Source organism: Salipiger sp. ABN3_019 (assembly GCF_056158605.1).
The window spans coordinates 50,795-66,239 of record NZ_JBSWTP010000003.1; the positions used below are offsets into that span (position 1 = coordinate 50,795).

12 protein-coding genes, 5 pseudogenes and 1 other annotated feature are annotated in these 15,445 nt (G+C 61.2%); of the genes and pseudogenes, 6 read left to right on the forward strand and 11 right to left on the reverse strand.

Features of this window, described 5'->3' with window-relative positions; translation table 11 throughout:
• Positions 1 to 71: 71 nt before the first annotated feature.
• From ACXAD2_RS02765 to ACXAD2_RS02775, 3 genes are read right to left on the reverse strand one after another with little or no spacing between them, the layout of a single operon-like run.
• Positions 72 to 497, reverse strand: a complete 426-nt coding sequence (locus ACXAD2_RS02765; protein WP_475166620.1) for a hypothetical protein — start codon at positions 495 to 497, stop codon at positions 72 to 74.
• Positions 497 to 1,906, reverse strand: a complete 1,410-nt coding sequence (locus ACXAD2_RS02770) for a GMC oxidoreductase (protein ID WP_475166626.1) — start codon at positions 1,904 to 1,906, stop codon at positions 497 to 499. The genes ACXAD2_RS02765 and ACXAD2_RS02770 overlap by 1 nt, the downstream gene beginning before the upstream one ends.
• Positions 1,903 to 3,084 (reverse strand): glycosyltransferase family 4 protein, encoded by a 1,182-nt coding sequence (locus ACXAD2_RS02775; protein WP_475166629.1) that lies wholly within the window; start codon positions 3,082 to 3,084, stop codon positions 1,903 to 1,905. The genes ACXAD2_RS02770 and ACXAD2_RS02775 overlap by 4 nt, the downstream gene beginning before the upstream one ends.
• Positions 3,085 to 3,502: 418 nt before the next feature.
• On the opposite strand from ACXAD2_RS02775, the gene ACXAD2_RS02780 reads away from it, so the two are divergent.
• Together ACXAD2_RS02780 and ACXAD2_RS02785 are read left to right on the forward strand one after the other, a co-directional pair.
• Positions 3,503 to 4,441 carry a glycosyltransferase family 2 protein gene (locus ACXAD2_RS02780; protein WP_475166632.1) on the forward strand — a complete coding sequence of 313 codons (939 nt, stop codon included), beginning with the start codon at positions 3,503 to 3,505 and terminating at the stop codon, positions 4,439 to 4,441.
• A 26-nt stretch (positions 4,442 to 4,467) separates the two neighbouring features.
• Entirely contained in the window at positions 4,468 to 5,460 is a 993-nt protein-coding gene (locus ACXAD2_RS02785) for a glycosyltransferase (protein WP_475166634.1), read from the forward strand.
• Between the two features lie 52 nt (positions 5,461 to 5,512).
• On the opposite strand, the gene ACXAD2_RS02790 is transcribed toward ACXAD2_RS02785, so the two are convergent.
• The 5 genes and pseudogenes from ACXAD2_RS02790 to ACXAD2_RS02810 all read right to left on the reverse strand — a co-directional run bounded on the left by ACXAD2_RS02790 (position 5,513) and on the right by ACXAD2_RS02810 (position 8,476).
• On the reverse strand, positions 5,513 to 5,899 hold the full coding sequence (locus ACXAD2_RS02790; RefSeq protein ID WP_475166636.1) for an LmrA/YxaF family transcription factor: 387 nt from the start codon (positions 5,897 to 5,899) through the stop codon (positions 5,513 to 5,515).
• Positions 5,900 to 5,911: 12 nt separating this feature from the next.
• The gene (locus ACXAD2_RS02795; RefSeq protein ID WP_475166640.1) at positions 5,912 to 6,070 is read right to left on the reverse strand and encodes a TetR/AcrR family transcriptional regulator; all 159 of its coding nucleotides are present in this window, start codon (positions 6,068 to 6,070) and stop codon (positions 5,912 to 5,914) included.
• Between the two features lie 33 nt (positions 6,071 to 6,103).
• Positions 6,104 to 6,613 carry a transposase gene (locus ACXAD2_RS02800; protein WP_475166643.1) on the reverse strand — a complete coding sequence of 170 codons (510 nt, stop codon included), beginning with the start codon at positions 6,611 to 6,613 and terminating at the stop codon, positions 6,104 to 6,106.
• Positions 6,614 to 6,644: 31 nt separating this feature from the next.
• Positions 6,645 to 6,875 (reverse strand): annotated as a pseudogene (locus ACXAD2_RS02805) (HPP family protein); the annotation flags it as partial.
• Between the two features lie 94 nt (positions 6,876 to 6,969).
• Positions 6,970 to 8,476, reverse strand: a pseudogene (locus ACXAD2_RS02810) (DDE-type integrase/transposase/recombinase).
• 202 nt (positions 8,477 to 8,678) lie between these two features.
• Here ACXAD2_RS02810 and ACXAD2_RS02815 point away from each other — a divergent pair.
• Positions 8,679 to 10,031, forward strand: a complete 1,353-nt coding sequence (locus ACXAD2_RS02815; protein ID WP_475166197.1) for an ISNCY family transposase — start codon at positions 8,679 to 8,681, stop codon at positions 10,029 to 10,031.
• 61 nt (positions 10,032 to 10,092) lie between these two features.
• Positions 10,093 to 10,365 carry a hypothetical protein gene (locus ACXAD2_RS02820; protein ID WP_206895879.1) on the forward strand — a complete coding sequence of 91 codons (273 nt, stop codon included), beginning with the start codon at positions 10,093 to 10,095 and terminating at the stop codon, positions 10,363 to 10,365.
• A 352-nt stretch (positions 10,366 to 10,717) separates the two neighbouring features.
• On the opposite strand, the pseudogene ACXAD2_RS02825 reads toward ACXAD2_RS02820, so the two are convergent.
• A pseudogene (locus ACXAD2_RS02825) lies at positions 10,718 to 11,052 on the reverse strand (transposase); the annotation flags it as partial.
• Positions 11,053 to 11,371: 319 nt separating this feature from the next.
• Positions 11,372 to 12,003: pseudogene (locus tag ACXAD2_RS02830) on the reverse strand (IS3 family transposase); the annotation flags it as partial.
• Positions 11,606 to 11,722 (reverse strand) — a sequence feature (AL1L pseudoknot). It overlaps the preceding pseudogene by 117 nt.
• Position 12,004: 1 nt before the next feature.
• Here ACXAD2_RS02830 and ACXAD2_RS02835 point away from each other — a divergent pair.
• Both ACXAD2_RS02835 and ACXAD2_RS02840 read left to right on the forward strand, forming a co-directional pair.
• Positions 12,005 to 12,364, forward strand: a complete 360-nt coding sequence (locus tag ACXAD2_RS02835) for a DeoR/GlpR family DNA-binding transcription regulator (protein WP_475167118.1) — start codon at positions 12,005 to 12,007, stop codon at positions 12,362 to 12,364.
• Positions 12,342 to 12,927: pseudogene (locus tag ACXAD2_RS02840) on the forward strand (integrase core domain-containing protein); the annotation flags it as partial. The gene ACXAD2_RS02835 and the pseudogene ACXAD2_RS02840, both read left to right, overlap by 23 nt.
• On the opposite strand, the gene ACXAD2_RS02845 reads toward ACXAD2_RS02840, so the two are convergent.
• The gene (locus ACXAD2_RS02845) at positions 12,897 to 14,969 is read right to left on the reverse strand and encodes a recombinase family protein (RefSeq protein ID WP_475166549.1); all 2,073 of its coding nucleotides are present in this window, start codon (positions 14,967 to 14,969) and stop codon (positions 12,897 to 12,899) included. The pseudogene ACXAD2_RS02840 and the gene ACXAD2_RS02845 overlap by 31 nt on opposite strands.
• Positions 14,970 to 15,445 lie beyond the last annotated feature (476 nt).

A 15,445-nucleotide genomic window follows, 5' to 3' on the forward strand; every position in this document is an offset into this window, starting at 1 on the left:
TGGCAGTCTTGGACTTTGCTGCACCGGGTCTCGTGCGGGACAGCATCGCAGGCAACACCATCTTTCGGCTCTCAAACGGCTCCTTCCGCGAGGGCCGACAGATAGAGGCCGCAGGTCGGCTCCCAAGGATTGACCTCGGTGTAATCGAAATGCTCTGCCCGCCCTTGGGTGATCGCTATGATGTTACTGCGCACTAGAAAGGTCTGCAGGAACAGAGATTTGAGCTCCTGGGCTTGGGGGGTCATCTTGAAGTGTTCACCGTGCAACGCGAAGTAGAGTTCTGCCGCAGCCTTCTTCGCGAAGTTGCCACTGCCTGCCTGCGCTGCGTAGTCCGACACAAACCCATCGATCCCTTCGATTTTCAGCACTTCCGGACCGAAATGCTCGGCGAGGATTTGGTTCAGGAATGACTGAATTCCCCCCATTGCCACAGGCACGGCAGCGGCGGTGACGGCGGCGGCGCCTCCGGTCAGGACGGCACGGCGGGTGAAGTGCATCACAAACGGCTCCCGAGAAACATGGACAAGGCTGACAAGGTCAGTGTCGGGTTGGCTGCGCTGCTCGTTGGAAAGGTGCTGGCTCCGAGGCAGGCAATGTTGGGCACATCGAAAAGCCGGCACTCTGGATCGACGACACCGTCGTCGCGCCGCTTTGCCATGGGTGTTCCGCCAATAATATGCGCCTCGGTCGGCTCGAAGCCGCCAAAGCTGAAGTTGTCGGCGAAACTCACGAGGTCTGCGATGCGGCTGCGCGCGCGCGCGAGCCCGGCAAAGGCGTATGCGCTGTGACCGCCCCACATCAGGCGAGGCTCATCGTTCTCGAGCAGAATCCGGTTTGATGTCTGCGGGAGGTCTTCGGCTACGAATTTCAGCTTGAGCCGTTGCAGCCATTTTCCCGGTTCGAGCCGAAGCGAAGGCGGGGCGTTCCAGCTCTCGATCAGGACAGAGGCGGCCTCGCTGCGGAAAGGCCCATCATAAAGAGAATAGCCTACGCCCGTGATAGAGGTGCCGCCGTAGTAATTGTCGAAGGGAATGTCTGCCCAAGCGAATTGTCCGAGTTGCTCGTGGATGCCCTGTCCGACGCGCTCCCCGCCTAGCCCGGAGCGCAGCAAGATCGTGGAACTGCCCATGGGGTTGGCGGCCAGTCCGACGAAACTGCTTCGTAGCTCGGTCTCCGCTTTCGGAACCGTGCGTACGACGATCCCTGTTGCGAGGCCCGCTGCTGTGGAAATTGCACGACATTCCGCGCCGGTCAGCAGGTAAAACCGCGGATTCTCAAAATCCGCATGTCCGTTCAGAATGGTAAACTTCGCATCAACCGGGCACAGATGGCAGGCACCAGAGGCGCAGCATGTGCCGCGGTCACCACCGTTGGCGCGGGCGGTTGGCATCGGTGTCCAGCTCTTGTCACTCTCGAACAGCCGCCGCTCCGCTCGGGTCGGGGCGTGCGCTGGATAGGGATAGGGGCGCGAGCGAGGAAAGATCGCGTTGTTACCGCCGCCTGCCACCTGCATGATCTCTTCGACTTTGCAGAGCCATGGCTCTAGCGTGTCGTAGGAGATCGGCCAGTCCGCGCCGACGCCGTAGCGGCTGCGAAGAGCGTAATCCGACGGATGCAGTCGAGGAGTGTTGCCCCACCAGCAGTTCGAGCATCCTCCGAACTGGTGGCGAAGCGCCCAGTCTTTTTGTTGGCCTGAACTGTTCGTTTGCGCCATCTGCGGCGGCACGTCGCTTTGGCGGCCCGCAAGTTGGGTTCCGTGATCCATATAGGGACCACGTTCGACGAAGAGGACGTCAATATCTCGGCCGCGGAGCGCATGTGCAAAGAACATTGCCGCGAAGCTCGTGCCCACGAGGATCACGTCCCACTTGCGGCCCTTGGCTTGGGCAAGGTCGATGCGGTTCATTGCGCCACCGTCGGGCGAGGGGAACGCGGCAGGCGGGGCTCGATCTCTGTTTCAAGAAACGCCCGCAGCTTCCGGCTGTACGCGTCGGGTGTGAACTCCGCCGCCACACGTTCCTTGGCCGCAGTAACAAGCCGACCACTCAATTCTGGGTCACCGAGAAGGTTGCGTAACCCCGCGGCCATCGCTTCGGGCGTGGGCTCCACGAGACATGCGATCCGGTCGTCGAGGACCTGGGTATGCGTCGGCAGGCGCGTGGCGAGCAGCGGCCTGCCGCTGTCGAGGTAGGAATAGATCTTCATCGGAGTATTGCGCCCCTGTCGACGCGGCGATACCACGACTGCCGCTGCCGAAAGGTAGTGCCCAAGCTCGCTGACCGGGCGCGGGCCGAGGAAACTGGCATGTGCGGCGATGCCCAGATCTACCGCGCGCCGCTCTGCCGCAGCGACATCCTCCCCTGTCCCGCCAATCACCACGAGCCGCATGGGATGCCGTTCCGGGTCGAGCACGGCCACTGCCTCCATGAGAAGATCCACGCCCTGATAGGGTTCGAGGTTTCCCACATACATCACGACCGGCTTGTCGAAGGTGCATTCGGCTGCCGGTTGGCTGTCCTCACCGCTTAGCATCGTGACGTCCTCGAGCGTGCGCACCGGGATCCCTGGCGCGCGGTCGCGGACGATCTTCTCGAGCGCCTGGCAGCAGGTGATCGCCCCGTCGGCGCGGCGCATCACCCCGGCTTCGGCTCCTTCGAAGCAACGCCTTAGCCAGCCAGGGAGAGCAAACTTGTCGTCGAGCTGTTCAGGCAAAGAGCTGTCGATGTCCGCAATATAGGGAACCCCGTAAATCGGCTTCAGAGCCATCGCCATGAAGGCGGCTTCTTCGACCGCGATGACGAGATCATAGCTGCCGCGCAGCATCTGCGCCGCGACCATGGGGAACATAAGCGCGTCGGCCAACAGTTTCTTGACCGAAAAGCCCGGTCGAAAGTTCTTTAGGCCGGGCAGGGCGGGCACGCGAAACACTCGGCAGCCGGGAATGTCGATATTGTCTCCTTCGGGAAAGCAGATCACGTCGGACTCATCGCCGCGGGCCGAAAGCGTTTCGAGCAGCATGTGGACAGCGATGGGTGTGCCACGCTGTGTCATGAAGGGCTGCGGTGCCAGAACGAGAATCTTCATATCCGACCCGCTGTTTGGCGCGTATCCATGCGCGCGGAGATCGGAATGCAGTTGCCGTAAATAATCAAAAGCGTCACCTCAGTAAATTGAAGCGCGGGAGCAAAGGGCGTCTGTCAAAGAATCAATCCAATATGGGCTCAGTCTGTCGTGGGGCCGAGAAAAAGTCACGCTCCGAAGCCGGATGCGACCCTCAGGTGCCGTGAAAATGTGCAAATTAGCCAATAAAATGACACCGCCCGGGAGGCATGGCACCAAGGAGCATCAGATAAGATTTTGATTTGGCGTTATTTAACCTAGGGCTCATCTCTGGATGCTTCAAAATTTGGTCGGAAAGTTTCTTTGAGCGCTCCCAAGTTCGTCGTACCATGAATATGAATTTTTTAATTTCCTTGTTTTTTTCTTCCGAACGATATTTGCGATGAGCTTCATGAAGAGCATGGATATTTCTGTTATCGTCCCCATCATGAATGAAGAAGAGAGCGTCTCCTTTATGCGGGATCGCGTTTTCGAGGCGCTCGAACCTCTCGGGCGCAGCTTCGAGTTGATCTTCGTCGATGATGGATCAACGGATCAAAGCTTTCCCCGCATGGCGAAAATGGCCGAGAGGGATCCGAGGGTGGTGGTTCTCAAATTCCGCCGCAACGCAGGGCAGACCGCGGCGATGACCGCGGGCATCGAGTTTGCGCGCGGGCGCTTGCTGGTCACCCTGGATGGCGATCTGCAGAATGATCCGGGCGATATTCCGATGATGCTGGAGAAGATTGAGGAGGGGTACGATCTTGTCGTCGGCTGGCGGATCAAGCGACAGGACAAGTGGCTGTCCAGGAAGTTGCCCTCCATGGTCGCGAACCGGTTGATCGGCAAAGTCACGGGGCTGCCGATCCGCGACAATGGGTGCTCGCTCAAGGTTTATCGCGCCGAAGTTATCAAGAAGGTGCCGCTCTACTCCGACATGCACCGTTTCATTCCGGCCATGGCCTCGCCGCTCGGTACGCGTGTGGCGCAGGTTGGCGTAAGGCACCATGCTCGCCAATTCGGCGAGTCAAAATACGGTCTTTCACGGATCTACAAAGTGCTTCTGGATCTGATTGCGATCAAGATGATCCTTCTGTTTGCCCACAAACCGCTTTCGCGCTTCGTTGGCCTCGCCCTCCTGTCTGCCTTCTGCGCGCTGCTCGCCGGCTGGCAGGTCGTCTTCGGCTCGGGTGCATCGGGCAGTGGCAGCGTGATGATCCTGACCGCGGTCACGATGCTTTTCGGATCTCTCTCGGTGTTCCTGATCCTGCTGGGCACTGTGGCCGCAGTGGTGTTTGAACGTACCCCCCATATGCGGCCGACGTGGCTCGATGAAGGCTAGGCGCTATTTTGATCACAGGTGATTTCATGACGCTTCATAAAACGTTCGACGATGCCTCCGTTGGCGAGCCCGAAATTTCGGTGATCATTGCCGCCGATGGCGATGGGCAGGGCTTGGTGGCTTTGATTGACAGTTATTGTGCGGCGCTGGAGCCCACTGGCAAAAGCTTCGATGCCACCGTAATCTGCGACGACAAAGAGCCTGGCATGCGACGCGCGATTGCCGAGTTGGAGGGCAGGCCCCAGGTCAGCTTTGTCTCGCCTCGGCCGTGGCGTGGGCTCGATGCTGCGCTCATCCAAGGTATTTGCCGGGCAACAGGACAGATTGTGCTGACGCTGCCTGGATGGCAGGAAATCGCACCGAGTGAGATCCCCAAGCTTCTTGAAGCCGCCTCGCGCGAAGACGTAGACATGGCGACCGGCTGCCGGACCGACCTCGGTTTGTCCGCACTGAATCGTCCGAGGATCGCGCTGGCCCATGGCGTGCTGAAGTCGCTCTTCGGCCAATCTCTCAAAGACATCTTCTGCCGTAGCCGAGCAGGCCGCACCGAAACCTTCCAGAAAGTGGCGGAACTCGGCGTCCGCCAGCATTTCCTGCCCCTGGTTGCTGCTTCGGAGGGCTACAATGTAGAACCTGTGCCGGTCGCCTCGGCTGAGAAGGCGGTCACGCCGGAACTCCATAGGTTGAATGCAGGCTCTCATATCAATGCATTCTTTGACATGGCCTCGCTCTACGTCGCACTAAAATTTTTGAAACGCCCTTTACGGTTTTTCGGGGCGATCGGCCTGCCGCTGATGACGCTGGGCTTTTTTTTCACCGCGTGGCTCGTGGTTTCTCGGCTGGCCTTCGGCACCGCTCTGGCTGACCGACCGGCGCTGGTGTTTTCGGTGATGATCATGGTGCTGGGTGTCCAGATCATGGCTCTGGGCCTTATTGGCGAGATCATCATCTTCGCGTCAAGCCGCCGGATGCGCAGCTATGAAATCGACAAGATCCTCCGTGGCCGATTGGGCGATTGAGACTGAAAGGGGCCGAGGGGGTCCCGGAAATTAGAACACCTCGCTAGCAACTTTATCCGTCATGCGCTTTGAAGGCCCCATGGTTTGCGCGCCCTTCGTTGGGTCGCAATTCGTTGATGAGTGTACGGAAAGTCTCGGCATCACCGGTCGCCCGGGCCAGAACGATGCCTCCTTGAATTGTCGCGATCATCCGGTGTGTCTGCTTCTCGCAAGTGCCAGCCGAGGGCTCCATGCGGCGCAGGCAGGCCGCGAGCACGGCGACCCAGCGGGGAAAGTGGCTGCCAACTGCACCGGCAAAACGGTCGCGAGTCTGATCCAGCGCGAATGCGCCCACAATACAGACCCTCTGTCCGCCTTCGAAATAGGTCAGCACCGAATCGAGCATGGTGTTGATGGCCGCCTCCGGAGAAAGATCCTCCAGCGGGCTGAAGACCTTCACCTCGAACCAGTCCTAAACGTGATCCAGGGCCGCCGCCGCCATATCCGCTTTGCCGCCGGGGAAGAAATGATAGAGGCTTCCGCGTCCTAGGCCGCTGCGCTCGGAAATGATGCCGATGCTTGTCCCTTCGTACCCGTGCTGTCGGAAAATCTCGGCCAGGACAGGCAACACGTCGGTGTATCGACCCAGCGGAATCTGCTCAGGTTAGGCCGCTAATGTGAATGCCTCGGCAGGCGTGCGCATGGCAAGCGCCTGATGAGGGCGGCGGTTATTGTAGAAGGCAATCCAATCGCCGATAACGCGCATCGCGTGTTGGATGCTTCCGAAGCGGTGGCGATGCACGCACTGCTCCTTCAGGGTCCGGATGAAGCGCTCGACCATGCCGTTCTGCTGCGGGCAGTACGGGGTGATGAACTCCTGCTTCAGCCCGTAGCTGCGGACAATGGCCGTGAAGTGGTGGCTGGTGAAGACCAGGCCATTGTCTGACCTCAGTAGGAACTCCTCCTCGACCCGGCCCAGGGTGCCGAACCTCGCGATCAGCGCATGCTCAAGGGCGGCGCTGGCCGTCGTAGCCTTGCCGGATTTCGACAGGTGCCAGCCCAGCAGCTCGCGGGTATGGCAGTCGATCACCAAGGCCAGCGAGGCCCAGCCGTCCTTGCCGGTCCAGATGCGGGCGAGATCGGTCGACCGCGAAAGACAATGTCCACCAGTCATCGGGGAGCCAGAGGCGCATGATAAGCCCGACGATGGTCGTGACGACATGGCCTCCGACCACGTTCGCGGGCTGGGACAACGGGCTTCCCGGCACGGCGCAGAGGAGGACGCAGCTGGCACCGAAGGGCGCCATGATCAGCGGCATATGGGCGCTGTCGGACATGAGGCGCACGGCGGCGATGGCAAGGACGCCACCCAGGCCAGCCAGAAGGATGAGCTTCACGCCCGGCGCGGGTAGACTGGGCGTGAAGTAGCGGTGCATGTCGATTTCCGTAACGATGAGTTGTCCGTCATCAAATAATTTGGGACCCGGAATGCTCTGTCGTTCAGGAGGGTCTGGCTCGTTCAGTTTGAGGTTATGCCGCCTGGGTTCGGTTGAGCAAGTGGCGCTGGCGGATGGTATCGGACTTAATCCTCCTTCGTTCGGCTAAGATGGCTTTGGCACGACCGAAGTAGACGTCGGCCGGGGTGACGTTTCCGAGGCTCTCATCGACGCGTTGATGGTTATAGTGGTCGACGAAGGTCTCGATCGCGGCCTCGAGTGCGCCGAGGAGGTAGTGGTTCTCCAGCAGGATGCGGTTCTTTAGGGTCTGGTGCCAGCGTTCGATCTTGCCCTGAGTTTGCGGATGGTTGGGGGCCCCGCGCACATGCTCCATCTGCTTGTCCTCAAGCCAGGTTGCGAGATCGCCTGAGATGTAGGACGAGCCGTCGTTAATGGTGCTCAATCCAGTGGCGCACCTATTGGCAACTCGCTGAGAAGTCGTGGTCGGTGTAGCACGTTCGGCTGGTCGCAACCCGACGCCTCCAGCGCGAGCTGGAGCGTGTCACTCGACCATTGTTCTTGAACCAATGGCGAACAAGGTCTCTTCATCTTCGGCCCGCATAGTCGTGCAGAGCTTCCAGGCGATTACATATCGGCTGAAGTCGTCCAGGATGGTGCTCAGATAGTACCACCCCCAACCGATCACCTTCAGGTACGTGAAGTCGGTCTGCCAGAGCTGGTTTGGCCGGCTCGTCTTATCGCGGAACTCGTCCGCAGCCTTGACCACGATGAAGGCAGGGCTCGGGATCAGGTCGTGCGCCTTGAGGATGCGATACCCGTTCGGCAGGACAACGATCCACTGGATCGTTCTCTGGTCTGCCTCATCCTCTGAGACAAAGTACTGCTTCGTATCTGTGAAGCGCACCGCAAGCTCCCGTGGAGAGAGTTCGGGCTCCTCCAGCGCCAAGCCGACCACATCCTGCCGGACATCATCAGGGATGCGGTTCCAGACCCGACCCGGATGGGGTCGGCGATCCTCGAGACCGGCCTCGCCAAGGGATCTGGATCGGTCGTACCAACGATAGAAGGTTGTCTTCGGAATACCGAACATCTCCAGCGCGCGCGCCGCCGGCAGATGTGATCTCTCGACGAGCCGGATAATCTCGAGCTTTTCGGATGTAGGGTACCTCATTCGTGGTCTCCGTCGCCAATGGTCGCTCAGACCAGTGGCGCAACCAATGGCGCCCCCCGATCATACTTTTTTTGAGCAGCCGGTTCTCAAGGGTGGCCTCTGCCAAGGCCTCCTTCAGCGCGCTGGCCTCAGCCCGCAGGACCTTTACTTCCGGGCTGCTCGCCTGGCGCGCCGTGTCACCAGCAAGCCGCTTCTTGCCGGCCTCGAGAAACTCTTTGGACCAACTGTAGTACAGGCTCGTCGCAATCCCCTCGCGCCGGCAAAGCTCGGCTACGCTCTCCTCGCCGCGAAGCCCCTCAAGCACGATGCGGATCTTTTCCTCCGCCGAATGCTGTTTGCGGGTGCGTCGGCGGATGTCCTTCACAACCTTCTCGGCGGAAGGCTTGGGTGTTCCAGGTTTCTGTCTCATCTCCACTCCTTGGTGGTTACGATGAGCCAGAAACCCTCCTTTCCGAAATCAATTCAGATGTCCCATGGGCGCTGACGCCGGACAATCATGTTACATAATTATCCTTACACGCTATAGAGCTGTAAGCGCCAAGTTAGAATGTCTCACATGAGCAAAGCTGAAGTGTCACACTCCCCTGATTGGGCAGGATTGGAGTGCGGCCGTGGGATTGGTGGTCATGAGCGAGCGCGAGCTGAACCGGATCGAAGTCCTGAGTGATGTGGTGCAAGGCCGGATGTCTGCGGTGGCGGCGGCCTCGGTCCTGGGCTTGAGTCGAAGGCAGGTTCACCGGCTTCTGAAGACGTTCCAGGCCGATGGTCCGGCGGCGATCCGGCACAAGGCCCGCGGACGTCCGTCCAACAACCGGATCGATCCCGCGGTGCGTGAGTTTGCGCTGACGCTGATCCGTGAGCGCTACGCCGACTTTGGGCCCACGTTCGCAGCCGAGAAGTTGGCGGAAGACCATGGCCTGAAGGTGTCGCGGGAGACCTTGCGCAAATGGATGCAGGATGCCGGCATCTGGCTGTCGCGCAATCAGCGCAGAACGTTTCACCAGCCGCGCCGGCGCCGAGACTGCTATGGCGAGCTCGTGCAGATAGACGGCTCTGATCACGCCTGGTTCGAGGAACGCGGTCCGGCCTGCACGTTGCTGGCCTTTGTCGACGACGCCACCAGCACGCTGATGCACCTGGAGTTTGTAGCCTCTGAGAGCACCTTCAGCTATTTCGGCGCGCTCGAGCGGTATCTCGCGGCGCACGGCCGGCCCGTGGCCTTCTATTCCGACAAGCACTCGGTGTTCCGTGTCGCCAAGCAAGGAGCGAAGTCGGGCCATGGCATGACCCAGTTCGGTCGGGCGCTGAACGATCTGAACATCGAGATCCTCTGTGCAAACAGCAGCCAGGCAAAGGGCCGCGTCGAGCGCGCGAACCGTACCCTACAGGATCGGCTGGTGAAGGAACTACGGCTGGCGGGCGTCTGCGACATGGCAGCCGGCAACGCGATCCTGCCAAGGTTCTTGGCGCGCCATAATGCGAAGTTCGCCAAGGTGCCGCTACGGGCCGACAACCTGCACCGGTCCCTGAACATGGAACCGGAACGTCTGCGAGAGATCCTGTGCTTCCGCGATGAGCGCTATGTCACCAGGCAACTGGCCTTTTCCTATGAGCGGCAGCGCATCATCCTTGCGGAGAACGACATCACGCGCGCACTGCCTGGCAAGTATGTCGACACCTACGAGTTCCCCGATGGCCGGTTCGAGGTCCGCTGGAAAGGCGTGTCGCTGCCCTACTCCGTGTTCGACAAAGACCAGCGTGTCAGCCATGCCGCGATCACCGAGAACAAGCATCTGAGCGCGGTGCTGGAATACATCAAGGCCGAGCAGGACAAGGCGCCTCCGAAGAAGCGGCGGGCCGGTAAGCAGCGGACCCGCTACGAGCCGACAGGTCGCCGCAACGACGGCTGGAACTCGCTGGCAGCGCGCCAGGCAAAGGCGCGGGCCGCAGCACCCCCGGAATGACGCTGTCGCCGCGTCGCCGCGATGCTAACCTCCGCCGCGAGCGAATGAGCGAGGCAGGCACATGGCAGGCAATACAGAGCCGGAGATCATCTTCTCGAACCTGACGCAGGACGTGGTGATCGACGGCCACCGCTTCACCGTGGAGATTTACCGAACCTCAGATGATCCTTCTTGGATCCTGTCAGTGGAGAACGCCTTCGGGACGCTGACGATCTTGGACAACCCTCCATATTTTGCCGACGGCCTTGCCTGGCGGGCCTTCGAGAAGCTCCTCGATGAGCAAGGTTTCCGTGCCTTCTACAGCGCAAAGGAGCGCCGCAAGCTCCGGCTCTGAACGCATGGCCGATCAGGGCTGCGATATGTGGGGTCTTCGCCCTGCCCGGCCATGCTTCTCCACCCTCGGTGAGACATTTCTGCTTTGCGCAGCCGAAGACATTTCAACTTGGTTGCAACAAGAGCATATGATGAACATTAGCTTTCTTGTGGCCCACTTTTAACACCGCAGACGGAATTCGTGCCCCACCAACTCGCCCAAAGTCCTCCATCTGAGATGACCCCAGTGAGTGGTCCAGGACAAATGCTAAACCGCGGACGGAATGCCTCGATGGCAGTCGGCCCTTATTAATCCAAGTATGCTGGTCGCGCGGAATTGCTACGCAGGGCACTCTCGCTTTGCAGCCGTCCCAAGAACCGCGAAAAGGAATGGTGACGTCCAAGTTGTCCGGCGGCGCGACAAAGTTTTGAAGTCCGGCTGGGTACAGCCGCATCCGAACAGATCTTGCAGGCTCGCCCCGATCCCTCTCGTCTGGAGGAGCGGCAGGCCCAAGAGGACTTTGATGGTGAGGCATACCGAAAAGGCCGCGTCGCTCTATGAGAGCTGACGGCCACGCTGTCCGAACGCAACCGCTTCCCACTTCATTGAGGGATCAAACCACCCCATCAGCGACCCACTCCGCGTCTGGGCATGACTGTGGCTCTTCCAGTTTCTTGTCTTGTATCTCCTCTTGCGAGGCCTGCTCATGATGACCATTAGACACTTGGTTTTAAGAGGTAAAACCCGTGAACTTGCGGCCCCCCCATCACAAGGCGTTTTTCAAGTCGATCCTGCAAGGTCAAATCCCAGCTCCAAGGTTCCACTCGAGCCATATTTTTCAGCCGTCATGAAAGCTTCACTTGCCGATGAGCGATTTCAATCGGTATGAGTGAAAACGATCAAATGTGATAAGCGAGGCCGCGATGCTTCAGGTAACCGAAATGAACCGCCCCGGGTTTGCCGGAGGCTGATTGTCGTTAGTTACGCGGCCATGTCTTCAGTTTCCAGAGCTGCGTAGAAGTTGGCTTCTGCCTCGGCTGATGCCCTGGATGTCCATGTCCCGCATGAGCCGTGCCACCGTGCAACGTGCGACAACGAAGCCTTCCCGGAAAAGCTGCCGCCAGACCTTGCGGACGCCGTAGACCTTGTAGTTCTCCTCCCAGACGCGTTCGATCTCGGGCCGCAGGGCGGCATCACGACGGGCACGGTCCGACAACCGGGCCGGATTGGCCCGCTTCGCAAGATGATCATAGTAGGTGGAGGGGGCGATCGGCAGCACCGTGCAGATCGGCTCGACCCCATGCGCATCACGATGCGCCTCAATGAAATCCACCATCACTTCGACCGGCGGTCGAGCTCCGCCATCGCAAAATACGCCGACGCCTTCCGAAGTATCTCGTTGGCCTGACGCAGTTCGCGGTTCTCCCGCTCCAGCGCCTTCATTCTCTCGGCCATCTCGCTGCGAACGCCTGAACGCTTGCCGCTGTCGACCTCAGCCTTCTTGACCCAGTCGTTCAGCGTGTTCGCCGAGCAGCCGATCTTCGCTGCGATCGACGTGATCGCCTGCCAGCGAGATCCGTGCTGCCCATCGTTGTCGAGAACCATCCGCACGGCGCGCTCACGCACTTCGGGCGAAAACTTGTTCGTGGTCTTGCTCATGATGCTCCATCCTACTCAAGAGTGGGAGCCTCCGGCAAACCCGGGGCGGTTCAAAAGCCGTCAAACAGAGATCCTGGAGCTTCTCCGAGAGAAACGCTTTGTCGACGTCCGCACCCTTACCGACCTGCTGGGCGTCTCGGTCGCGACCATTCGGCGCGACTTGGCAGAGCTGGAAACCGCTGGACAGTTGCGGCGCACTCATGGTGGCGCGGTCAGCGTCGCGCAGGTGTCCCTGGACCCCGCCTACGCCGCCCGCGCTGTATCGAACCTGAAGGAGGAGACCCGCATCGCGGAAACTGCTGCGGAGATGATCCAAGACGGTGACACCGTGATGCTGGATGCGGGTCCCACACAAGCATAAGAAACGCGGCCGCCTTTGGCTGACCCCTCTCGTGGCATCACTTCGTGATGCACTGCCGGGCAGTGGACGGCTCCTGCGTGCGGCTGAAGCCTGAACATCCCAACCACGTCTGGTCCTACGACTTCGTGCAGGACCGGACCAGCGACGGCCGGGCTTACCGGACGCTCAACATCCTCGATGAATATACGCGGGAGGCGTCAATGATCCGTGTCGACAGGCGACTGAACTCCACCGATGTTCTGGACGCGCTGACGGACCTCTTCATCCAGCGCGGCCCGCCGCGGTTCATCCGGTCCGACAACGGCCCGGAGTTCGTCGCGCAGAAGGTGCGCGACTGGATCGAGCTGGTGGGGGCGAAGACCGCCTACATCGAGCCGGGGTCACCCTGGGAGAACGGCTATTGCGAGAGCTTCAATGCGCGCTTCCGGGATGAGCTACTAAATGGCGAGATTTTCTACTCGTTGAGGGAGGCGCAAATCCTCATCGAAAGATGGCGCAGACACTACAATCCTGCTTCATTGCGCCCATCTCTCTATGCCTCTGAAGTAAATAGGTTTTGCTGATCGTGGTGCGATCCGGTGGGGTATTTGGGGTTCTGCCGGGCGCGCTGGGTGAGTTGCTGGGCTGGCGGTTTGCCGAGTTCCGCGCGGGCGAAGATCCACGGACCGTCCGGTAACGGATGAACGCCCTCGATGCTGCCGGCTTCGGCGGCCAGTCTTAGTGTCTTGGCCGTGACGCCGAGCAGGCGCGCAGCGTTGGTCAGGTTGAGCCAGGGTTCGGTGCCGTCGGGAGCCGGGCGGAACACCGGGATCTTGTGATGCGACCTGAGTGCGGTGACGCGCTCCCGGGTCCATCGGTTGCCATGACCGGTCAGCAGACCGTTTCGATTTAGGATGCCGGCGATCAGATCGTCGGTGGCCAGGAGAACGAGCTGACGTACCGCCGCGATGATCTCTGGTGCTGTACTGTTGCGCTGGCCTCGACGCCGCTTCTGCAGGCGCAGTTCGGTATGCACGCCGCCGATCCAGTGGATCAGAAGGACGATCTCGGAGGCGTCGTCGTCGATGTCGGCGACCACCTCGAGGATGACGGTGCGCACGATGCGCTTCTTGAGCCGGGCATCGGTCGTTGGCGCCTCCCAGACAGTGCGAAGGTCCGTGCCGAGCGCGGCGGCATCCAGCGCCGCCAAGGAGGAAGGCCTGGAGGTTGCAGAATCATGCGCGGCGATCTTGGCCTCAATCTCGGCGGCGCGTGCGAGGGCGCGGTTCCACCGCGCTTCGAGTTCTGCCGCCACAAGTCGGTTCTCGGGATCGGCTGCATCATACTGGCGGAAGGCGCGGTCGGCACCGTAGCGGGCAGCTTCGAGGTCTCGCGCCAACGCGTCGCGAACCTGATCGCGGCGACTGGCGACCTGCGCCTCGGCCTCGGCGGCCGCAGTGATGGCGCCCGGCTCGACCACTCGCAGCAGCGCATCCTTGATGGCATCGTCGACCCGCAGGCCACCGAAGGCGATGCAGCGCGGCTCGCCGTTGTCGAGCAGATCGCGCCAGCAGGAATAGCGCGGGATGTCGTGCTTGGCCCCAGTGTAGCGGACCGTCAGCTTGCGGCCACAGCGCCGACAGCGCAAGAGACCGGCGAGCAGGGCATCGCCGTGCTTGGGCGCCCCATGGTGCCGGCTCGTGGGGGTGTTGTCGCTGACCATCGCGCGGATCGCCTCTGCCCGTTCCCAACTGATATAACCTTCGTGTGCGCCGGGCTTCAGCGCCAGCCATTCAGCGCGCGGTTTGCGGCGGCTGCCGGTTCGCGGAACGGCCGCGCCGTGTCTCGGCACAACTCGGGTCTTACCATAGGCGTAGGCGCCGCCGTAGACCGGGTTCTCGATCATGCGGTGGATGGTGGCATAGGTTGGCCTGCGCAAGATCACGTCGCCATTGGCGTGTCTTGCGGGCAGGTCCAGCCCGTGCTCCAGGAACCAGAGCAGGGCCTGCCGGGCGCTGCCGAGCTCGGCCACCTTGTCGAAGACAAGGGTGATGGCCTCCTGGACGCGGCGGTCGGGGTCCTTCTCGAGCCTGTCGCCGGCCTTCACGAAGCCGACGGGAGCCGCGACGATCAACTCGCCGCGCCGGGCCTTCTCGTAACGGGCGGACAGCGACCGTTGCCGCAGCAGATCGAGCTCGTACTCGTTGAGACTTCCTTTCAAACCGAGAAGTAGACGGTCGTTGCCTTGGCGTGGCGCATATACCGCCTCCTGGTCGACCAGGACGGTGTCGACGACCCGGCACATCTCGATCAGCTGCTGCCAGTCGCGGCTGTTGCGCGCAAAGCGCGACACTTCCCGCGCCGCGACCGCACCGACCTTGCCCAGGCAGACCTCGGCGACCATCCGGTCGAAGCCCGCCCGCGCAACGCCGCCCGCCGCGGACCGGCCAAGGTCGTCGTCGATCGTCTCGATGCAGGACCAGCCGAGCGTCGCCAGCCGGTCGCGCATCGCATATTGCAGAGCGCCGCTCTCGCGGTTGTGCAGCACCTGGTGGGCGGAGGACTGTCGCACGTAGAGGATCGCCTTGCGCTCCAGGTGGTGCGAACTGATCTTCTCATGCTTCATGTCGTGCCTCCGTCCGGCGAGGCGCCTGAGCGCCGGCGGCGTGGTCGAGGATCAGGCGGGTCATCAGTTCGGTCAGCGTTACCCGCGCCTCCTCCGGCAACGTCTGCCAGTGCGGCGCCGGGACCAGGTCGGCGTCGCTGGGGTGAGTGAACAACTCGAGCTGTTGTGGTGCTGGTCGGCGTGGCATCGGCATCTCCCGGAATCGCCTGCTGGGAGCTCGATGTTGCGCTCGAATTTGGCATTTGCGATGCGCCATCACGAACGCCGGCCGCATCGTGCAGCAATGCCGCCAGAGCTCGCAAAGCCGCCACTGAGGCAACCGGCGTTACCGCGACTTGCCAGCACTGGCAGGCCGCCCGATCGAACATCCAGACGGGAACCTCCAGCCGTCGGTCCGACGAGATACCGCTCAGGCTACAGCGAAACGCAGCCCAGCCCGCCTTCGCGATCACCTCGTGTACGTGAACAACTCGCCC